Source organism: Pseudomonas sp. AC239 (assembly GCF_979258545.1).
In genome coordinates, this window is sequence record NZ_OZ409864.1 from 3,773,712 (window position 1) to 3,792,808 (window position 19,097).

Sequence of the window (19,097 nt, forward strand, 5' to 3'; positions counted from 1 at the left end):
ATAGAGCATTCCCGGCAGTTGGCGTTGCGCTTTTCGGCAGGGATGAACCCTTGTGGTGCGGACGCGGTCTAGGCTATGCCCATCTGCCGGAGATTACTTGTGTCCTTGTCTCGTCTGAGTCTTGCCTGCCTGCTGCTGTTCGCTGGCAGCGCCGGCGCCCGCGAATACACCTACAGCGACGCGCACCTGCATTACGTGGATTTTTTCCAGGAAAGCGCCGGCATGCAGAAATTGCTCACGGCCATGAAAGAAAATTCCATTGAGCACGTGATGATTTCCGGCATTCCCGTGGCGAAGAAATGGCATGAAGACGAACCCAAGCGCCCGCGTTATTACGCCGGCGATGACGCCGATGCCTATTGGTACAGCGCCACCGATGTGATCATTGCCGACGCGGTGCAAAAACTCGCGCCAGAGCAACGCCAGTACTTTCATCCGTTCCTGTCCGGCTTCAATCCCAATGACAAGAATTCCGCCGCGCACATCCAGCGCATGCTCGAGCTGTATCCGGGTCTGTGGCAGGGCATCGGCGAGGTGTTTACCCGACACGACGATCTGACCGCGCTGACCGCCGGCGACACGCCGCGGGCCAATAATGAGGCAATGACCAAGATCTATCACCTCGCCGCGGAAAATGATCTGCCGGTGATGCTGCATTCCAACATCACTTCAAAGCGTGAGAAAAATCCGCTGTACCTGAAGGAAGTCGAAGAGCCGCTGCGCAATCATCCGCACACGCGGTTCATCTGGGCGCACGCTGGCACCAGCGCCGAGATTCATCGGCATCAAACGCAATTACCGTTTTTGTTGCCAACCCTGACGCGCATGCTTGAGGCTTATCCGAATCTGTTTATCGACCTGTCGTGGAGCATGCTCACGCCGTACTTGCTGGACGAGCAGGGCAAGCCGCGCGCGCAATGGCTGGCGCTGGTGGAGAAATACCCCGAGCGCTTCATGCTTGGCTCTGACGTGGTAGGACGATTCAACAAGCTCGGTGAGGAAATGCACAGCTACAAACCATTTCTCGATGCGCTGCCAGAGGCGATTGCGCGAAAGGTAGCAAGGGACAACTTCCTGGCAATATTGCCGCGCAATACAAGCAAACCCGCCGACTCGCGCTGAAACGACAAAGCCATGGGTTCGAACTAGCCGCTCGTCTGCCTATCGCCTTTTCGTCTTACGCAAATTCAGGGCAATGCCGATACCTTCTAAAGCAACCCGCTGCAGGCTGATGCAGCGCTTTTGGAAGGAGCCAGAGTGATGAATATCCGTAGTCTCAATATTGCCCCGCGCGCCGGTTTCGGTTTCGGCCTGCTGGCCTTGATGGTGTTTGCCCTTGGCGCGTTCGCCTTGCTGCAAATGTCGAACATGCGCGCACAGTCCGATGAAGTCGACAACAACTGGCTGCCAAGCGTGATGGCCGTCGGTGAGATGAGTCAGGACATGCTGCGTCTGCGCGCACTGACCATGCGCCTGTTGCTCAATCGTGATCCCAGGGCACTGGAGCAGAACGTCGCCAAGCTCAGCGAACTGCGCAGTGGCTTGAGCGAGGCGCAGCAGCGCTATGACGTGTTGATCGCCTTGCCGGAGGAGCGTGCGCTGTTCGATCGCTTCAAGGTTGCCGAGCACAAGTACCTGGAGTTGCAGGCGCAAGTCCTACAGCTATCGGCACAAAATCGGGTCGCTGAGGCCTCGGCAATTCTTAATGATCAGATGAGCCCGCTGGCCGACGAGATCGCGGTCACTCTGCGCGATCTGGTCGAGATGAATAAACACAATGCCAACCTGGCCACCGAGGCGGCACGCTTGGTGTTCAACCAATCGCGGGTATGGGTTGGGGTGATGATCGCCATGGCCGCGCTGATCACCATTGGCCTGGCATTGCTGCTGACGCGCAGCATCGTCGTGCCGTTGTCGCAATCGCTCAGCGTGGCCGAGGTGGTGGCCGGCGGGGATTTGACCGGTGACATTCATATCGCTGGCAAAGACGAGCCGGCGCGCCTGCTGCAAGCGCTGAAAAGCATGCAGCACAACTTGCGCGACACGATCCGGCGCATTTCCGAGTCGTCGACTCAGTTGGCCTCGGCCGCCGAAGAGCTCAGCAGCGTCACCGAAGACGCCACTCGCGGCCTGCATCAGCAGAGCCAGGAAATCGAACAGGCCGCCACCGCAGTCAACCAGATGACAGCAGCGGTGGAAGAGGTGGCGAACAATGCCGTGGCTACGTCCGAAGCCTCCCGTGAGTCCGACCGCATCGCCCGCCAGGGGCGTGAGCAGGTGCAGCAGACGGTGACGTCGATCGAGTTTCTTGCCGGCGACGTCACCAACAACGCAGCGCAGGTCGAGGCGCTGGCGCAAAAGGTTCATGGCATCAGCAAAGTGCTGGACGTGATTCGCTCGATTGCCGAGCAGACCAATCTGCTCGCCCTCAACGCCGCGATCGAAGCGGCACGGGCCGGTGATGCCGGGCGTGGCTTTGCAGTAGTGGCAGATGAAGTGCGGGCGCTGGCGCATCGCACCCAGCAGTCGACCCAGGAAATCGAGCAGATGATCGGCGGAATTCAGCAGGGCACCGATTCAGCGGTCAGTTCGATGCAGCAGAGCAACTCACGGGCGCGCTCGACCCTCGAGCTGGCGAAGAGCGCAGGCTCGGCCCTGGAGGAAATCGCCTCGGCGTTTACCTTGATCAACGAGCGCAACCTGGTGATCGCCAGTGCCTCGGAAGAGCAGGCGGCGGTGGCACGGGAGGTGGATCGCAATCTGATGAACATTCGCGATCTGGCGATGCAGACATCGGCGGGGGCCAATCAGACCAGTGCGGCGAGTCAGGAGTTGTCGAAGTTGGCGGTGGATCTGAACGGGATGGTGGCGCGGTTTTCTGTCTGACCGCGCAATCCATTGCAATTAAAACCTGTGGGAGCGAGCCTGCTCGCGAAAGCGCAGTGTCAGCCAATGAAAAGGTTGGCTGAGCAGACGCCTTCGCGAGCAGGCTCGCTCCCACGGGTATTGTTGTGTTTGCGTAAACTGCGGGCAATAAAAAGCCCCGCATTCGCGGGGCTCTTTGCTGTTGCGGTCGATCAGCTGCCTTTGACAGTCTTGCCGTTGACCGTGCCGTCCTGGAGCATGATGTTGTACTCCTTGCCGTCGGTCTCGACCTGTTGCAGGCGCACCAGCAGGTAATCCCAGTCCTTGGCGAACCATAGCACGGTGATGCGCTTGCTTTGTGTCGGGTCGCGCACGCGTTCGACCTTGATCGCGTCGATCTGGCCGGCCTTGGTGTCGACCTTTTCCGAACCCAGCACGCGGAAGTCGTAGGTATCGACTTCGCCATCATCAACCACCTGATAGCTCATGCTTTTCTTGCCGGCGGCAACGTCATGCTGCAGCGCCAGTTGGTAGGTCGACTTGTCGACCATGCCACGGTTCAGCGGGATCTTCACCGCGTCGCCACGGTCGGTACCGGTGACCAGCTTGTTGGCCCAGTCGAAGTCCAGATCAGCTTTTTTTGCTTTGCCCAGACCACCGCGTTCGAAGTGGTAGGACTGCGGCAGTAGCGTGTCCTTGTCCAGCTTCAGGGTGCTTTCTTCGGTCAGGCTGGCGATCATCATCGAGGCCTTGAAGCTGAGTTTCCAGACGCCGTTGGCTTCTTTGGTCAGGCTGCGTTCGGCAGTGCCGCTCATGGGCAGCTGCTTCCAGTCGGCGGTGTAGCTGGCGGAGAACGGTTGAAGGTCCGCTGCCTGCGCGAAGGGCAGGGCGAGCAGAGCGCAAGCGAAGAGCAGGGCGCGACGCATAATATCTCCTAGTTTCGAATCAAGTGGCCGCTGGCGGCGAGTAGCTGGCCGTCGAGTAAAGCACCTTGGTCACCGAGTGTCAGCCTGCCTTCGGCAAACCAGCGTACTGCCATCGGGTAGATCAGGTGTTCCTGAGCGTGGACTCGTTGCGCCAGACTCTGCGGCGTGTCGTGCAACTCTACCGGTAATACTGCCTGTACGACCAGTGGTCCGCCATCGAGTTCCTCGGTGACGAAGTGCACGGAGCAGCCATGTTCCGTATCGCCGGCCTCCAGCGCACGCTGATGAGTGTGTAACCCTTTGTATTTGGGCAGCAGCGACGGGTGGATGTTGAGCAGGCGACCCTGGTAGTGGCGCACGAAATCAGCGCTGAGAATGCGCATGAAGCCGGCCAGTACCACGAGTTGGGGGTTGAATTGGTCGATCAGTTCGATCAGCGCGGCATCGAAGGCCTCGCGGCCCTCGAATGTCTTGTGATCCAGCGAGCGGGTGGCGATACCCGCGTCGCGGGCGCGTTGCAGGCCGTAGGCGTCGGCGCGGTTGGAAATCACCGCAGCGATGCGGACCGGGCTGTCGCCGGTCCGCGTGCTGTCGATCAGAGCCTGCAAGTTACTGCCGGTGCCGGACAACAGCACCACGACATCACAGGGCTTTGGCATCAGTGGGCCTTGAGGTTCTTCAGCTCGACCTGCGCAGCGCCTTCGGCGGCCACGGCGATCTGACCGATGACCCAAGGCTGCTCGCCAGCGTCACGCAGGGTGTTCAGGGCCACTTCAACGTGCTCCTGAGCTACACAGATGACCATGCCGACGCCGCAGTTCAGCACGCGGTGCATCTCGGTTTCATCAACGTTGCCTTTCTCTTGCAGCCAGTCGAACACGGCCGGGCGAGTCCAGCTGGCCACATCAACCACCGCCTGAGCGCCTTTTGGCAACACGCGCGGGATGTTGTCGAGCAGGCCGCCACCGGTGATGTGGGCCATGGCTTTGACCGCGCCAGTGTCCTTGATCAGCTTGAGCAGCGGCTTGACGTAGATGCGGGTCGGGGCCATCAGCAGGTCGGTCAGCGGGTTGCCGTCGAGCTGGGTGTTCTCAATGTCGGCACCGGAGACTTCGATGATCTTGCGGATCAGCGAGTAGCCGTTGGAGTGCGGGCCGGACGATGGCAGGGCGATCAGGGCGTCACCGGTGGCGACTTTCGAGCCGTCGATGATTTCCGCTTTTTCCACGACGCCGACGCAGAAGCCGGCCAGGTCGTAGTCTTCGCCTTCGTACATGCCTGGCATTTCAGCGGTTTCGCCGCCAACCAGCGAGCAACCCGACAGTTCGCAGCCAGCGCCGATGCCGGTAACCACTTGGGCAGCGGTGTCGACATTCAGTTTGCCGGTGGCGTAGTAGTCGAGGAAGAACAGCGGCTCAGCGCCGCACACCACCAGATCGTTGACGCACATGGCGACCAGGTCGATGCCGATGCTGTCGTGCTTGTTCAGGTTCAGCGCCAGACGCAGCTTGGTGCCGACGCCGTCGGTACCCGAGACCAGCACTGGCTGCTTGTAGCCGGCCGGGATTTCGCAGAGGGCGCCGAAACCGCCCAGGCCGCCCATGACTTCCGGGCGCGCAGTGCGCTTGGCGACGCTCTTGATGCGTTCGACCAATGCTTCACCGGCGTCGATGTCTACACCGGCGTCCTTGTAGCTCAGGGAGGGTTGCTTGCTCATGATCCAGGCCTTTAGGGGAGGGGATTCAGGGGGTAACGACCGAGTTCAGCGGGAACGTCGAACTCGATGGGCGATCGCCTCACGCGAGTTTCGAGGGGCCCGGCTGTTGCCGGTCTGCGAAGGCGCGCGATTTTATCAGGCTTGAGGGGCAGCGGCCATCCTCGCACCGACGGGCAGGGCCATATCGGCGGAAATTTTTTGCAATCGCAGGATATGACTGCCTGTATAAGGTGTGGCGATTAACCGTCTATCGTTAGGACTGTGCAAAAACTTACCGCCACCGTGTGAATGTTTTGCCAGAGCAGGGGGTCACAGCCTTGCTCAAACGGTTCACGCGGCGTGTTCCAGCCGCTCCTGTCGACGGGAATTTTCCATGCGTTTTTGTAAATTGTTATTTGTGGGCTGCCTGACACTGGTCAGCCTGGCGAGTCATGCCGAAAACCTCAAAGGCCTGTATCAGGTGCGTCAGCCGGTCAGCGGCCAGGCGCCGGAAGAGCGCGATCGCGCCACGCAGGCGGCGCTCGATACCCTGGTGCTGCGCCTGACCGGCGACCCGAAAGCCGCGCAGAACCCGGGGCTGGCACCGATTCGCAAGGATCCGCAGCAAATCATCAGTCAGTTCGGTTTCGACGCGGGGCCACCGGAAGTGCTGAAAGTCGACTTCGACCCGGCAACCACCGAGCAGGCCTTGCGCCGGGCCGGATTGCCGGTGTGGGGCGCCAGTCGGCCGTCGATGCTCAGCTGGTGGCTGAACGATTCAACCGAAGGTGCAAGTCTGGTCGGCGACGGTCAGGCCGCGGCCGCAACCTTGCGCACGGCCGCGCAACATCGCGGGTTGCCCCTGCGTTTGCCGCTGGCCGATCTCAGCGAGCAACTGGTGGCCACCGCGCCGGCGCTGGAAAGCGCTGACCCCGCGCCCCTGCGCAGTGCTTCGGACCGCTACAACGCTGACGCCCTGTTGGCCGTGCATGCCCGGGAAGAGGGCGGGCAGTGGCAGGCGAAGTGGCGCTTGTGGCTCGGTGATCAGAAAGAGGCCGGCAGCGTGCAGGGCGCCGATCAGGCCGCCGTTGCCGATGCGGTGATGCTGGCAGTGGCCGAGCGTCTGGCGCCGCGATTTGTCGCCAAGCCCGGCGCATCGGGTCAGCAGATTCTGGAAGTGCAGGGCATGAATCTGGAGCATTATGCGGCGCTGCTGCGGTTACTCGAACCGTTCGGCGTGCGTCTGCAAAGCGTGCAGGGTGATCGCATCATCTACCGGGTCAATGGCAGCGCCGATCAGTTGCGCGCGCAATTGTCGCTGGCGAAGTTGCAGGAGCTGCCTGCCGAAGCACCGGCTCCAGTGGCGCCGGCGCAGCCTGCCGTCGAGGGCGCGCCTGCGATTGCAGCGCCAACCCCGGCAGCGGCGGCACCGTCGTTGCGGTTTCGCTGGTAAGTCTTTCCTTATATAGAAGCATCAGGAGTGGTAAATGGCCGATACGCGGCGTTGGTTCTGGCTCGGTGGGGTGGTCCTGCTTTGCGCGTTTGTGTGGTTGCTGCACCCGATCCTCACGCCGTTTCTGGTCGCGTTGTTGCTGGCTTATCTGTTCGATCCGCTGGTGGATCGTCTGGAACGGCTCGGCTTGTCGCGAACCTGGGGGGTGATCGCCGTGTTTGCTCTGTTCACCTTGATCGTCACCGCGTTGATGCTGGTGCTGGTGCCGATGCTCGCCAAGCAGTTGCTGCGTTTGTACGAGTTGGCGCCGCAGATGCTCGACTGGTTGCAGCACACCGCTGTGCCGTGGGCGCAAGCGAAGCTCGGCTTGTCGGACGGCTTCTGGAAGTTCGACAAGGTCAAGGCTGCCATCAGCGAGCACATGGGCCAGACCACCGACATTGTTGGCGTGGTGCTGAGTCAGGCGACGGCCTCGAGCCTGGCACTGATCGGCTGGCTGGCAAATCTGGTGCTGATCCCGGTGGTGAGCTTTTACCTGCTGCGCGATTGGGACGTGATGATGGGCAAGATCCGCAGCCTGCTGCCACGTGATCGCGAAGAGCGCGTGGTTGCGCTGGCGGGCGAGTGCCACGAAGTGCTCGGCGCGTTCGTGCGCGGGCAGTTGCTGGTGATGGTTGCGCTGGGGGTGATTTACGCCGCCGGCCTGATGATCGTCGGTCTGGAGTTGGGGCTGTTGATCGGGCTGATTGCCGGGCTTGCGGCGATCGTGCCGTACATGGGTTTTGTCATCGGCATTGGCGCCGCGCTGATCGCCGGGTTGTTCCAGTTTGGTGGCGATCTCTACCCGATGGTCGGGATTGTCGCGGTATTCATGGTCGGACAGGCGCTGGAGGGCATGGTGCTGACGCCGTTGCTGGTGGGCGATCGTATCGGTCTGCATCCGGTGGCGGTGATTTTCGCGATTCTGGCGGGCGGCGAATTGTTCGGTTTCACCGGCGTGCTGCTGGCGCTGCCGGTGGCGGCGGTGATCATGGTGCTGGTGCGGCATGTCCACGACTTGTACAAGGATTCCGAGATCTACAGCGGCGTCGACGAACCCGAGCTGTAACGGCGCGGGCGGCCCGGCGCTTGGCCGGGCTGGCCCATGTCGTGCGGGCGAGGGCGCCAGAGAATCTGTCACAAAACCGCTGCGGTAACGCAAACCTTTGATTTTGCTTGGAGTCTGTCGCATTGTGCGCTCAGCCTCACGGGTATAAACTTCGCAAACTTTACACAGAGGCCACTAACGGTTCCTTTGAACTGTTCAGTCAGCATGAAACCGATTCAGCTGCCCCTAGGTGTGCGTCTGCGTGACGACGCCACCTTCATCAACTACTACCCAGGCGCCAATGCCGCTGCACTCGGCTATGTCGAGCGTCTGTGCGAAGCCGACGCCGGGTGGACGGAGAGCCTGATCTATCTGTGGGGCAAGCACGGCGTCGGGCGCACGCATCTGTTGCAGGCGGCGTGCCTGCGCTTCGAGCAGATGGGTGAACCGGCGGTGTATCTGCCGCTGGCCGAGTTGATGGACCGCGGCGTGGAAATCCTCGACAACCTTGAACAGTACGAACTGGTTTGCCTGGATGACTTGCAGGTGATTGCCGGCAAGGCTGACTGGGAAGAGGCGATGTTCCATCTGTTCAACCGACTGCGTGACAGCGGTCGGCGCTTGCTCATCGCTGCGTCCACTTCGCCTCGCGAATTACCAGTGAAGCTGGCTGACCTGAAATCGCGCCTGACCCTGGCGCTGATCTTCCAGATGCGCCCACTCTCCGATGAAGACAAATTGCGTGCGCTGCAATTGCGCGCCTCGCGTCGTGGTCTGCACCTGACCGATGAAGTCGGGCACTTCATTCTCACTCGCGGCACGCGCAGCATGAGCGCGCTGTTCGATCTGCTTGAGCAGCTTGATCAGGCATCCCTGCAAGCGCAACGCAAGCTGACCATTCCCTTCCTCAAGGAAACTTTGGGCTGGTAGTAGTGGGCTTTTGCCAGCTTTCAGGCGCCAGAAAACCCGCGTACCTGCGGCGTTTCACCGGCCAAACGAGTTAAGCGCTTAGATGTAAACGCGAAACCGGGAAGTCACATAAAGTTCGATTGAATTTGCAAATGAGGACGATAGCGGGCATAGTCTCGGCTTCTTTACAACTATCAGCCACGGTCGTGCCCATGCTAAAGCGCTTCGCACCCCTCGTGCCTCTCGCACTCGTTACCCTGTTATTCGGTTGTGCTGCTCATTCTCCGGTTCAAGAGCCGCCGCAACAGGTCAAGAATTCTGCTACCGCCCAGTCTTCCGTTATTTACCAGGAAGAGCTGGACACCGAAAAAGAACTCAACCAGTTCAACGGCAGCAAGCCTTATCAGCTTCCTGTACTGGCTGACAGCATCCTCGAGCGCGGCATGTCCCTGATCGGTACCCGTTACCGTTTCGGCGGTACCTCTGAAGCCGGCTTCGATTGCAGCGGTTTCATCGGTTACCTGTTCCGCGAAGAGGCGGGCATGAACCTGCCGCGCTCCACTCGTGAAATGATCAACGTCGATGCGCCGCTGGTTTCGCGCAGCAACCTTGAGCCGGGTGATCTGCTGTTCTTCGCCACCAATGGTCGTCGCGGTCGTGTCAGTCACGCCGGGATCTACCTGGGTGACAACCAGTTCATTCACTCCAGCAGTCGTCGCAGTGGCGGTGTTCGCATCGACAGCCTGGGTGACAGCTACTGGAGCAAGACTTTCATCGAAGCCAAGCGTGCACTCGCCATGGCGCCGACCGTGGTCACCGCTCGCAAGTAACCCCGATGTCGCTGCGTTCGCGGCGACAAAACGGCCCGGCGACGGAGTAGACGTAAACTTTACAAGGTGAAGTTAAAGTCTTACTTGAAGTTTGCCGCGTAGCCGCTAGAATCCTGAATCTATATTGATGGCAAACCGCCTGCGTGATGACGCAGGCGGTTTTGTTTCTGTCCATTCGGCAGAGAAAGCCGCAGCCAGATCAGGATGTTCTGCTTATGACGATGTCGGCCCGCCTCACCTTGATTCTTTGCGCCGCGCTGCTCAGCGCCTGCGCCAGCCGTACACCGCCGCCAGCCCCCGTGGTTCGCGCGCCAATCGTGTTCGCACCTACCCAGACTTTTTCCCCTGTTGCTGAAGACGTGCTGTTCCGTGCCTTGGGCCTGGTCGGTACGCCTTATCGCTGGGGCGGCAACACGCCGGATTCCGGTTTTGATTGCAGTGGCCTGATCGGTTTCGTCTACCGCGACGCGGCGGGCATCTCGCTGCCGCGCTCGACCCGCGAAATGATCGTCATGCAGGCGCCGAATGTGGGCAAGGAAGGCTTGCAGACCGGCGACCTGATCTTCTTCGCCACCAATGGCGGCTCGCAGGTCAGCCATGCGGGGATTTACGTGGGTGAGGGGCGCTTCGTGCATGCGCCTGCCACGGGCGGCACGGTCAAACTCGACAGCCTGTCGAAGGCTTATTGGCAGAAGGCGTATCTGAGCGCCAAGCGGGTGTTGCAGCCGGGACAGTTGGCGCATAACCCATAGTTCGAATGCATAACGAAATGTGGGAGCGAGCCTGCTCGCGAAGGCGGAGTGTCAGTCGACCATGATTTGACTGATAAACCGCTTTCGCGAGCAGGCTCGCTCCCGCATTTTTTGCGTCGCGCTTAGCTTATTTGCTGGCCGAAACGCGCCACACTTTGTTCCCGACATCATCCGCCACCAGCAAGCCACCTTGCTGATCGATGACCACGCCCACTGGGCGGCCCAGCGCGTTCTCATCCTTGTCGAGGAAACCGGTCAGCACATCTACCGGTTGCCCGGTCGGTTTGCCGCCAGTGAACGGCACGAAAATCACCTTGTAGCCGCTGTGCGGTTTGCGATTCCACGAGCCGTGCTGGCCAATGAACGCGCCTTCCTTGAATTGCGCCGGTAAGCGGTTGCCCTCGGCGAAGGTCAGGCCCAACGAAGCGGTGTGCGGACCGACCGCGTAATCCGGAGCGATGGCCTTGGCCACCAGATCAGGATTCTGCGGTTTGACCCGCACATCGACGTGCTGGCCGTAGTAGCTGAACGGCCAGCCATAGAAGCCGCCGTCCTTGACCGAGGTGATGTAGTCCGGCACCAGATCGCTGCCGATTTCGTCACGCTCGTTGACCGCTGTCCACAGCGCGCCGCTGGTGGGTTCCCAGGCGAGGCCGTTGGGATTGCGGATGCCCGAGGCGAAGATGCGGTGATTGCCGGTCGCACGATCCACTTCCCAAATCGCCGCACGGCCTTCTTCCTGATCCAGACCGTTTTCGCCGACGTTACTGTTCGAGCCGACGGTGACGTACAACTTGCTGCCGTCCTTGCTGGCGATGACGTTCTTGGTCCAGTGGTGATTCAGCGTGCCGCCGGGCAAGTCGACGACTTTGATCGGTTGGGTCTTGATCTCGGTGGCACCCGGCTCGTAGTTGAAGCGCAGCAGGCGATCGGTGTCGGCTACGTACAGATCGTTGCCGACCAGCGTCATGCCGAATGGCGAATTGAGGTTCTGCAGAAACACCGTGCGGGTTTCGGCGACGCCATCGTGGTCGGCGTCACGCAGCAGGGTGATGCGGTTCGGGCTCGGCACCCCAGCGCCGGCCTTGCCCATGACTTTCTTCATTACCCAGCCGCGAATGCCTTTGCTGTCGTCAGGCTTGGGCGGCGCGTTGGTTTCCGCCACCAGCACATCGCCGTTGGGCAGCACATAGAGCCAGCGCGGGTGATCGAGGCCTTCGGCAAACGCCGCGACCTGGGTGCCGGCCGCTGCGGTCGGTTTCGTGCCTTGTGGCCAGCCCACCGCCGGGGCGATGTTGACTGTCGGGATCAGCGTCTTGTTCGGTTCGGGCAGTTTCGGCGACGGGCCGGTGCCGTCGGAGACTTGCAGGCTGGAGGTTTCACCGCAGGCGGCGAGCCCGCCAGCGACGGCGATGATAAGAGCGAGTTGGGCCTTGCGCATTGCTGATCTTCCCTATGAATGCATTCCTAAACATAGAGGAGGGCGCAGGCCCGATGGTTCAACTGCTCAGCCGCGGGCTTCCTTGAACAGCATGGCGATGCCCGGATGATAATTGCCCGTGTCGCTGTGCAATTTGCGGTAGGCGTAGGGGAAATACCAGGCTACCGCGCAGGTGTGCTCCTTTTGCAGGTCGTCGACCATGTCCTGCAGTTCTTCGGGGCTGGCGCTGTGCTGGGCTTTTTGCGGAGCGACGAAAAGGCAGCCGAGCTTGAGATCGCTGGCGTAGCTGATGCGTTTGGCATCAACGGTGATGTCGAGCAGCGCCTGGGTCAGGTTGAGGTTGTTGACCCGTGGCCAGCGTTGCGTGGCTTGAATGAACGCGCGGTCTTCGGCGCCGGCAATCAGCAGGTCGGCGCGGGCATTGCGTTCGCCTTCTTCGTTCTGTTTGCGCGTGGCGGTGTCGTTCAGCGTGACCATTTCCGCCATCCACGCCGCTGCCGCGAGCAGGCCCAGATTGGCTTTCTCGTCGTGCCAATACGGCGTGTCGTTGTCGCCGCGAACGGTGTTGTAGCGATCGATACAGTCAAACCAGCGTTCCAGCACCGGGCGCAGGAATTCCAGGCGCGGGTTGCTGATGATCATGCCTTGCATCGTCGTCATCCTTATTGTTGTAGTGGGCTTTTTGGAAAAAAGCATGGCTCTTTGATATCACTTGTCACAGTCTGGCACAAGATTGCCGCTGCACAATTGATCAGCGGCAGCTATTTGCGCGCAATGCGCCTCTTCAATTGACGCTCCACCCCCAACCCTCTAACCTTCGCCGCTTGTTTCAGGTGCTCTGTGGCCCCGCGTCGACAGAGTGAAACAGGGAAGCCGGTGAGGGTGGTCTTCAAGCGAAGCCACGACGATCCCGGCGCTGCCCCCGCAACGGTAAATGAGTGAAAACTGCGCCTTGAGCCACTGCCTCGAAAGAAGCGGGAAGGCGCGCAGTCCGGCCGATGCCGCTCATGAGCCCGGAGACCGGCCTGATCCATCTCAGCGGCATCACGGTGGGCGATGCCAGGCTTTTTGCCGTCTATTCTTGTGCCTGCCCGCCGTTATCCAGCCTCAACGGAGAGCTCCCCATGACTGATTCCCCCGAGCGTGACGAACGCCATCTGGCGCGCATGCAGCGCAAGAAAGCCGTGATCGACGAACGCATCGCCAACTCGCCCGACGAGTGCGGCCTGGTGCTGGTGCTGACCGGCAATGGCAAAGGCAAGAGCAGCTCAGCGTTCGGCATGCTCGCCCGCGCCATGGGCCACGGCATGCAATGCGGCGTGGTTCAGTTCATCAAGGGCCGCAACAGCACCGGCGAAGAATTGTTCTTCCGCCGCTTCCCCGAGCAGGTGCGTTTCCACCTCATGGGCGAAGGCTTCACCTGGGAAACCCAGGATCGCCAACGTGACATCGCCGCGGCGACCGCCGCTTGGGAAGTCTCGCGGGAATTGTTGCGCGACCCTTCGATCGGTCTGGTGGTGCTCGACGAATTGAACATTGCCCTCAAGCACGGCTACCTTGATCTCGATCAGGTGCTCAGCGATTTGCAGGCGCGCCCGCCGATGCAACACGTGGTCGTTACCGGTCGCGGCGCCAAGCCGGAAATGATCGAGATGGGCGACACGGTCACCGAGATGGGCATGCTCAAGCACGCCTTCCAGGCCGGGATCAAAGCGCAGAAAGGCGTCGAACTTTGAAGCAACCACGTCACTGTCCGGCGGTGTTGATTGCCGCGCCGGCCTCCGGTCAGGGCAAGACCACCGTCACCGCCGCACTCGCCCGTTTGCATCGCAACCAAGGGCGCAAGGTGCGCGTGTTCAAGTGCGGGCCGGACTTTCTCGACCCGATGATCCTCGAGCGCGCCAGCGGTGCGCCGGTGTATCAACTGGACATGTGGATGGTCGGCGAGCAGGAAAGTCGCCGTTTGTTGTGGGAAGCTGCCGCCGAGGCCGAGCTGATTCTGATCGAGGGCGTGATGGGCCTGTTCGACGGCACGCCATCCAGCGCTGATCTGGCGCGCCACTTCGGTGTGCCGGTGCTCGGTGTGATCGACGGCACCGCCATGGCGCAGACGTTTGGTGCCTTGGCGCTGGGCCTGGCGAAGTATCAGCCGGACTTGCCGTTCGCTGGCGTGCTGGCCAACCGCGTCGGCACCTTGCGCCATGCGCAATTGCTCGAAGGCAGCCTCACCGAAGGTCTGCGCTGGTACGGCGCACTGTCCCGCGAGACCGGCATCGAATTGCCGAGCCGCCACCTCGGCCTGGTCCAGGCCAGCGAATTGAATGATCTGGATCTGCGTCTCGACGCGGCCGCCGATGCGCTGGCCAGCAGTTGCCAAGTCGCGCTGCCACCGGCGGTCGAATTCGCCGCGCCTGATGTCATCGAAGCCGAGCCTCTATTAAAAGGTGTGCGCATCGCCGTCGCCCGCGATGAAGCGTTTGCCTTCACCTATGGCGCCAGCCTCGATTTGCTGCGGGCGATGGGCGCCGAGCTGCACTTTTTCTCGCCGATCCGCGACACGCAATTGCCCGACGCGGACAGCCTGTATTTGCCGGGCGGCTATCCAGAGCTGCATCACGTCGCGCTGGCGCAGAACACCTCGATGCTTGCAGCCATCCGCGCGCATCACGCAGCGGGCAAGCCGTTGCTCGCTGAATGTGGCGGGATGCTTTATTTGCTTGATTCGCTGACTGACGTGGAAGGCACTCGTGCTGAGCAGGTCGGTTTGTTGAAAGGTGATGCGGTGATGCAGAAGCGTCTGGCGGCATTGGCGTTGCAGGCGGTTGAGTTGCCGGAAGGTTCTTTGCGAGGGCACACGTATCACCATTCGCTGACCACCACCGAGCTGACGCCGATTGCCCGGGGGTTGAGCCCCAATGGCGGGCGCGGCGCTGAGGCGGTTTATCGCGAGGGGCGGATGACAGCTTCCTATGTGCACTTTTATTTTCCGTCGAATCCGACTGCGATTGCTGCATTGTTTGCGCCAGACCGTGAGGCCGCCTTCGCGAGCAGGCTCGCTCCCACAATGGATCACCTGAACCCTGTGGGAGCGAGCCTGCTCGCGAAAGGCCCATGACCGACAACACATTCTCCGCAGCCGAACGCGCAGCGGTCTACAAGGCCATCGCCGAACGCCGCGACATGCGCCACTTCACCGGTGGCAGCGTCGAGCCGCAGCTGCTGCGACGTTTATTGGAAGCCGCCCACCAGGCCCCAAGCGTCGGCCTGATGCAGCCCTGGCGCTTCATCCGCATCAGCGATGGTGCCTTGCGCGGGCAGATCCGCGATCTGGTGGAAGAAGAGCGCATCCGCACCGCCGAAGCCCTTGGCGAGCGCAGCGATGAGTTCATGCAGCTCAAGGTCGAAGGCATCAACGACTGCGCTGAGGTGCTGGTCGCGGCGCTGATGGACGATCGCGAAAAACACATTTTCGGTCGGCGCACGTTGCCGGAAATGGACATGGCTTCGCTGTCCTGCGCGATCCAGAATCTGTGGCTGGCCTCCCGCGCTGAAGGTCTGGGCATGGGCTGGGTCTCGCTGTTCGAGCCGCAAGCCTTGGCGGATTTGCTCAAGTTGCCGACCGGTGCCAAGCCGCTGGCGGTGTTGTGTCTGGGCCCGGTCAAGGAATTCTATCCGGCCCCGATGCTGGTGCTCGAAGGCTGGGCGCAGGCGCGGCCGCTGAACGAGTTGCTGTACGAAAATTATTGGGGAGTGAGTCAATGAGTGTGGCGTTGCTGAGTGTCGCCGCGGTAGCGCTGGATGCGCTACTCGGTGAACCGAAACGCTGGCATCCGCTGGTGGCGTTCGGCAATTTGGCCGGGCGCATCGAGCTACGCTTCAACGCCGGCGGCCGTGGCTGGCGCAGCCATGGTGTGACCGCATGGGTGCTCGCGGTGCTGCCGCTGACCTTGCTCGCCACGGCTTTTTCCTGGGCACCGTATGTGGGCTGGATCGTCGAGATTCTCGCGCTGTATTGCGCCCTCGGCATGCGCAGCCTCGGCGAACATGTTGCGCCGGTCGCGGCGGCGTTGCGCGCCGATGATCTGGACGAGGCGCGCAAGCGTGTTGGCTATCTGGTCAGCCGCCAGACCGATGAACTGGACAGCAACGCTGTGGCCCGCGCCGCCACCGAATCGGTATTGGAGAACGGCAGCGATGCGGTGTTTGCCGCGCTGTTCTGGTTTGTCGTCGCCGGTGCGCCGGGCGTGGTCCTGTATCGCCTGAGCAATACCCTCGATGCGATGTGGGGTTATCGCAACGAACGCTTCGAACGTTTCGGCTGGGCCGCGGCGAAAATCGACGACGTGTTGAACTACATTCCTGCGCGTCTGGTGGCATTGACCTACGCGCTGCTCAGCAAAACCCGACTCGCACTGAAGTGCTGGCGCACCCAGGCGCCAAAGTGGGACAGCCCCAACGCCGGCCCGGTGATGGCAGCTGGTGCCGGTGCGCTGGGCGTCGAGTTGGGTGGCCCGGCGATCTATCACGGCGTACTGCATGAGCGCCCGCAACTGGGCGAAGGTGCGCCGGCCGATGCCGAATCCATCGACCGTGGCTGGCAATTGGTCCAGCGCGGCGTATGGTTGTGGCTGCTGATGCTTTGCCTGGGGGCGGAATTTTATGCTTGAGCACGGTGGCCGGCTGCGCAAGGCTGCACTCGATTACGGGATTGCCGAAGCCGACTGGCTTGACCTGTCCAGCGGCCTCGCGCCCTGGCCGTTCCCGATTCCGGAGATTCCGCTGCGCGCCTGGGCGCGCTTGCCGGAAACCGACGACGGTCTGGAACAGGCGGCCTGCGATTATTACGGCGCCGCGCAGGTGCTACCGGTCGCCGGCTCGCAAATGGCCATCCAGCTGCTGCCGCGTTTGCGCCGGGCTGGAAAGGTCGGCGTGTTGTCGCCGTGCTATGCCGAGCATGCCGAAGCCTGGCGGCGCAGCGGTTACATCGTCCGTGAAGTGCTCGAGCAGGAAGTCGAGTTCTTTCTCGACAGTCTCGATGTGCTGGTGGTGGTCAATCCGAATAACCCGACCGGCCTGAGCCTGACCCCGGCGCGCCTGCTCGACTGGCATGCGCGGCTGGCGCAACGCGGCGGCTGGCTGGTGGTCGATGAAGCGTTCATGGACAACACGCCGCAACTGAGCCTGGCGCCCTATGCCCATCAGGTCGGGCTGGTGGTGTTGCGTTCGTTCGGCAAGTTTTTCGGCCTGGCCGGGGTGCGCCTCGGTTTCGTTCTGGCCGAGCGCAAGTTGCTCAAACTGCTCGCCGAACAGGTCGGGCCGTGGGCGGTGAGCGGGCCGACGCGGGTGCTCGGTACGGCGTGTCTGCAAGACACCGAGGGTCACACCCGTCAGCGGATTCGCAGCGATGCAGCGAGCGGACGGCTGGTGGCGCTGCTGACCCGTTGCGGTTTTGCACCGCAGGGTGGCTGCGCGCTGTTTCAGTGGCTGATCACCGAGCACGCCGAAGCGCTGCACGAATTCCTCGCCCGGCGCGGCATCCTCCTGCGCCTGTTCAGCCACAACAGCAGTGTGCGTTTCGGCCTGCCTGCCGATGCCGCGCAAGCGCTGCGTCTCGAACAGGCTTTGCAAGCTTTCACCAAGGACAATCCATGACCACTCTGATGGTGCAAGGCACCACGTCCGATGCCGGCAAAAGCACTTTGGTGACCGCGTTGTGCCGCTGGGCCACCCGCCAGGGCGTGGCGGTGGTGCCGTTCAAACCGCAGAACATGGCGCTCAACAGCGCAGTGACCGCTGACGGCGGCGAGATCGGCCGCGCGCAGGCAGTACAGGCGCAAGCGGCCGGTCTCGAGCCGCACACCGACATGAACCCGGTGCTGCTCAAGCCCAACAGCGACACCGGCGCGCAAGTGATCATTCATGGCCGCGCGGTGACGACGATGAACGCCGTTGCCTATCACGATTACAAAACCATCGCGATGCAAGCGGTGCTCGCTTCCCATGCGCGGCTCACTGCGGCGTATCCGCTGGTCATGGTCGAAGGCGCCGGTTCGCCGGCCGAGATCAATCTGCGCGCCGGCGATATTGCCAACATGGGCTTTGCCGAGGCGGTGGATTGCCCGGTGTTGCTGATCGCCGACATCAATCGCGGCGGCGTGTTTGCGCATCTGGTCGGCACGCTGGAATTGCTTTCGCCGAGTGAGCAGGCGCGGGTCAAAGGCTTCATCATCAACCGTTTTCGCGGCGATATTGCCTTGCTGCAACCGGGCCTCGACTGGCTGGAGCAGCGCACCGGCAAACCGGTGGTTGGCGTGTTGCCCTACGTGATGGACCTGCACCTTGAGGCCGAAGACGGTATCGACCAACGCCAGACCGATAAGGCCGAGCAGGTGTTGAAAGTGGTGGTGCCGGTGCTGCCGCGCATCAGCAATCACACCGACTTCGACCCGCTGCGTCTGCATCCGCAGGTGGATCTGCAGTTTGTCGGCCCGGGGCAGGCGATTCCTGCCGCCGATCTGATCATCCTGCCAGGCTCGAAAAGCGTGCGCAGCGATCTGGCTTATCTGCGCGCCAACGGTTGGGACGCAGCAATCAATCGGCATCTGCGCTACGGCGGCAAGGTGCTGGGGATTTGCGGCGGTCTGCAGATGCTCGGCGAGCAGGTGCACGACCCGCTTGGGCTGGAAGGCGCTGCCGGCTCCAGTGCCGGCCTGGGTCTGCTGGCGTTCGAAACGCAACTTGAAGCCGACAAGCAACTGCGCAACGTGCGCGGGCGGCTGGCGCTGGAAAACACCGCAGTCAGCGGTTATGAAATCCATGCTGGCGTAACCACCGGGCCGGCGCTGGAAAACCCCGCGGTGCATCTGGACGACGGTCGTTGCGATGGTGCGCAAAGTGCCGATGGCCAGGTGTTCGGCACCTATCTGCACGGCTTGTTCGAATCCCCCGAGGCGAGCGCGGCGTTGCTGCGCTGGGCGGGCTTGAGTGATGTGCAAGAGGTCGATTACCACGGCTTGCGCGAGCGTGATATCGAGCGACTGGCTGATCTGGTGGAGAAGCATCTGGACACCGGGCTGTTACGTCAGCTCTGCGGGATTTGAGTTGTCTGGGCTGGTCTCTTCGCGAGCAGGCTCGCTCT

At 61.8% G+C, this 19,097-nt stretch carries 18 protein-coding genes and 1 riboswitch; of the genes, 13 read left to right on the top strand and 5 right to left on the bottom strand.

Features of this window, described 5'->3' with window-relative positions:
- The first annotated feature begins 75 nt into the window (after window positions 1–75).
- Both ACZ0AZ_RS17220 and ACZ0AZ_RS17225 read left to right on the top strand, forming a co-directional pair.
- Window positions 76–1,122: an amidohydrolase family protein gene (locus tag ACZ0AZ_RS17220; protein ID WP_129999270.1), complete on the top strand. Its 1,047-nt coding sequence runs from the start codon at window positions 76–78 to the stop codon at window positions 1,120–1,122.
- 138 nt (window positions 1,123–1,260) lie between these two features.
- On the top strand, window positions 1,261–2,886 hold the full coding sequence (locus ACZ0AZ_RS17225) for a methyl-accepting chemotaxis protein (protein WP_129999269.1): 1,626 nt from the start codon (window positions 1,261–1,263) through the stop codon (window positions 2,884–2,886).
- Window positions 2,887–3,077: 191 nt separating this feature from the next.
- On the opposite strand, the gene ACZ0AZ_RS17230 is transcribed toward ACZ0AZ_RS17225, so the two are convergent.
- From ACZ0AZ_RS17230 to purM, 3 genes are read right to left on the bottom strand one after another with little or no spacing between them, the layout of a single operon-like run.
- Window positions 3,078–3,791: a DUF3108 domain-containing protein gene (locus ACZ0AZ_RS17230; protein ID WP_016773693.1), complete on the bottom strand. Its 714-nt coding sequence runs from the start codon at window positions 3,789–3,791 to the stop codon at window positions 3,078–3,080.
- Window positions 3,792–3,799: 8 nt separating this feature from the next.
- Window positions 3,800–4,450: a phosphoribosylglycinamide formyltransferase gene (gene purN / locus ACZ0AZ_RS17235; protein ID WP_463537779.1), complete on the bottom strand. Its 651-nt coding sequence runs from the start codon at window positions 4,448–4,450 to the stop codon at window positions 3,800–3,802.
- Complete coding sequence (gene purM, locus ACZ0AZ_RS17240; RefSeq protein ID WP_463537780.1) at window positions 4,450–5,508, bottom strand: phosphoribosylformylglycinamidine cyclo-ligase; 1,059 nt, start codon at window positions 5,506–5,508, stop codon at window positions 4,450–4,452. The genes purN and purM overlap by 1 nt, the downstream gene beginning before the upstream one ends.
- 373 nt (window positions 5,509–5,881) lie before the next feature.
- On the opposite strand from purM, the gene ACZ0AZ_RS17245 reads away from it, so the two are divergent.
- The 5 genes from ACZ0AZ_RS17245 to ACZ0AZ_RS17265 all read left to right on the top strand — a co-directional run bounded on the left by ACZ0AZ_RS17245 (window position 5,882) and on the right by ACZ0AZ_RS17265 (window position 10,518).
- Entirely contained in the window at window positions 5,882–6,940 is a 1,059-nt protein-coding gene (locus tag ACZ0AZ_RS17245; protein ID WP_129999266.1) for a DUF2066 domain-containing protein, read from the top strand.
- Window positions 6,941–6,974: 34 nt separating this feature from the next.
- Window positions 6,975–8,048, top strand: a complete 1,074-nt coding sequence (locus ACZ0AZ_RS17250; RefSeq protein ID WP_039763677.1) for an AI-2E family transporter — start codon at window positions 6,975–6,977, stop codon at window positions 8,046–8,048.
- A 204-nt stretch (window positions 8,049–8,252) separates the two neighbouring features.
- Complete coding sequence (gene hda, locus ACZ0AZ_RS17255; RefSeq protein ID WP_007919828.1) at window positions 8,253–8,957, top strand: DnaA regulatory inactivator Hda; 705 nt, start codon at window positions 8,253–8,255, stop codon at window positions 8,955–8,957.
- 191 nt (window positions 8,958–9,148) lie between these two features.
- Window positions 9,149–9,766 carry a C40 family peptidase gene (locus ACZ0AZ_RS17260; protein ID WP_016773699.1) on the top strand — a complete coding sequence of 206 codons (618 nt, stop codon included), beginning with the start codon at window positions 9,149–9,151 and terminating at the stop codon, window positions 9,764–9,766.
- Window positions 9,767–9,981: 215 nt separating this feature from the next.
- Window positions 9,982–10,518 carry a C40 family peptidase gene (locus ACZ0AZ_RS17265; RefSeq protein ID WP_310407153.1) on the top strand — a complete coding sequence of 179 codons (537 nt, stop codon included), beginning with the start codon at window positions 9,982–9,984 and terminating at the stop codon, window positions 10,516–10,518.
- Between the two features lie 127 nt (window positions 10,519–10,645).
- Here ACZ0AZ_RS17265 and ACZ0AZ_RS17270 read toward each other — a convergent pair whose 3' ends face one another.
- Entirely contained in the window at window positions 10,646–11,959 is a 1,314-nt protein-coding gene (locus tag ACZ0AZ_RS17270) for a PQQ-dependent sugar dehydrogenase (RefSeq protein WP_463537781.1), read from the bottom strand.
- A 66-nt stretch (window positions 11,960–12,025) separates the two neighbouring features.
- Window positions 12,026–12,610 carry a hypothetical protein gene (locus ACZ0AZ_RS17275; RefSeq protein ID WP_039763683.1) on the bottom strand — a complete coding sequence of 195 codons (585 nt, stop codon included), beginning with the start codon at window positions 12,608–12,610 and terminating at the stop codon, window positions 12,026–12,028.
- A 163-nt stretch (window positions 12,611–12,773) separates the two neighbouring features.
- A riboswitch (cobalamin riboswitch) is annotated at window positions 12,774–13,002 on the top strand.
- 81 nt (window positions 13,003–13,083) lie between these two features.
- Between ACZ0AZ_RS17275 and cobO the strand changes: the two genes are divergently transcribed.
- From cobO to ACZ0AZ_RS17305, 6 genes are read left to right on the top strand one after another with little or no spacing between them, the layout of a single operon-like run.
- Window positions 13,084–13,695 carry a cob(I)yrinic acid a,c-diamide adenosyltransferase gene (gene cobO, locus ACZ0AZ_RS17280; protein ID WP_129999262.1) on the top strand — a complete coding sequence of 204 codons (612 nt, stop codon included), beginning with the start codon at window positions 13,084–13,086 and terminating at the stop codon, window positions 13,693–13,695.
- Window positions 13,692–15,074: a cobyrinate a,c-diamide synthase gene (locus ACZ0AZ_RS17285; RefSeq protein WP_463537782.1), complete on the top strand. Its 1,383-nt coding sequence runs from the start codon at window positions 13,692–13,694 to the stop codon at window positions 15,072–15,074. The genes cobO and ACZ0AZ_RS17285 overlap by 4 nt, the downstream gene beginning before the upstream one ends.
- Entirely contained in the window at window positions 15,071–15,721 is a 651-nt protein-coding gene (bluB, locus tag ACZ0AZ_RS17290) for a 5,6-dimethylbenzimidazole synthase (protein WP_463537783.1), read from the top strand. Before ACZ0AZ_RS17285 ends, bluB begins: the two co-directional genes overlap by 4 nt.
- The gene (gene cbiB, locus ACZ0AZ_RS17295; RefSeq protein ID WP_463537784.1) at window positions 15,718–16,626 is read left to right on the top strand and encodes an adenosylcobinamide-phosphate synthase CbiB; all 909 of its coding nucleotides are present in this window, start codon (window positions 15,718–15,720) and stop codon (window positions 16,624–16,626) included. The genes bluB and cbiB overlap by 4 nt, the downstream gene beginning before the upstream one ends.
- Window positions 16,619–17,611: a threonine-phosphate decarboxylase CobD gene (cobD, locus tag ACZ0AZ_RS17300; protein WP_039763694.1), complete on the top strand. Its 993-nt coding sequence runs from the start codon at window positions 16,619–16,621 to the stop codon at window positions 17,609–17,611. The genes cbiB and cobD overlap by 8 nt, the downstream gene beginning before the upstream one ends.
- Complete coding sequence (locus ACZ0AZ_RS17305; RefSeq protein WP_039763695.1) at window positions 17,608–19,059, top strand: cobyric acid synthase; 1,452 nt, start codon at window positions 17,608–17,610, stop codon at window positions 19,057–19,059. Before cobD ends, ACZ0AZ_RS17305 begins: the two co-directional genes overlap by 4 nt.
- Window positions 19,060–19,097 lie beyond the last annotated feature (38 nt).

Coding starts and splice junctions, on each gene's coding strand:
- ACZ0AZ_RS17305 (WP_039763695.1), top strand. CDS start 17,608: ATGACCACTCTGATGGTGCAAGGCACCACGTCCGATGCCGGCAAAAGC.
- purN (WP_463537779.1), bottom strand. CDS start 4,450: ATGCCAAAGCCCTGTGATGTCGTGGTGCTGTTGTCCGGCACCGGCAGT.
- cobO (WP_129999262.1), top strand. CDS start 13,084: ATGACTGATTCCCCCGAGCGTGACGAACGCCATCTGGCGCGCATGCAG.
- cobD (WP_039763694.1), top strand. CDS start 16,619: ATGCTTGAGCACGGTGGCCGGCTGCGCAAGGCTGCACTCGATTACGGG.
- bluB (WP_463537783.1), top strand. CDS start 15,071: ATGACCGACAACACATTCTCCGCAGCCGAACGCGCAGCGGTCTACAAG.
- ACZ0AZ_RS17245 (WP_129999266.1), top strand. CDS start 5,882: ATGCGTTTTTGTAAATTGTTATTTGTGGGCTGCCTGACACTGGTCAGC.
- ACZ0AZ_RS17270 (WP_463537781.1), bottom strand. CDS start 11,959: ATGCGCAAGGCCCAACTCGCTCTTATCATCGCCGTCGCTGGCGGGCTC.
- ACZ0AZ_RS17230 (WP_016773693.1), bottom strand. CDS start 3,791: ATGCGTCGCGCCCTGCTCTTCGCTTGCGCTCTGCTCGCCCTGCCCTTC.
- ACZ0AZ_RS17250 (WP_039763677.1), top strand. CDS start 6,975: ATGGCCGATACGCGGCGTTGGTTCTGGCTCGGTGGGGTGGTCCTGCTT.
- ACZ0AZ_RS17265 (WP_310407153.1), top strand. CDS start 9,982: ATGACGATGTCGGCCCGCCTCACCTTGATTCTTTGCGCCGCGCTGCTC.
- ACZ0AZ_RS17220 (WP_129999270.1), top strand. CDS start 76: ATGCCCATCTGCCGGAGATTACTTGTGTCCTTGTCTCGTCTGAGTCTT.
- ACZ0AZ_RS17260 (WP_016773699.1), top strand. CDS start 9,149: ATGCTAAAGCGCTTCGCACCCCTCGTGCCTCTCGCACTCGTTACCCTG.
- ACZ0AZ_RS17225 (WP_129999269.1), top strand. CDS start 1,261: ATGAATATCCGTAGTCTCAATATTGCCCCGCGCGCCGGTTTCGGTTTC.
- cbiB (WP_463537784.1), top strand. CDS start 15,718: ATGAGTGTGGCGTTGCTGAGTGTCGCCGCGGTAGCGCTGGATGCGCTA.
- hda (WP_007919828.1), top strand. CDS start 8,253: ATGAAACCGATTCAGCTGCCCCTAGGTGTGCGTCTGCGTGACGACGCC.
- ACZ0AZ_RS17275 (WP_039763683.1), bottom strand. CDS start 12,610: ATGCAAGGCATGATCATCAGCAACCCGCGCCTGGAATTCCTGCGCCCG.
- purM (WP_463537780.1), bottom strand. CDS start 5,508: ATGAGCAAGCAACCCTCCCTGAGCTACAAGGACGCCGGTGTAGACATC.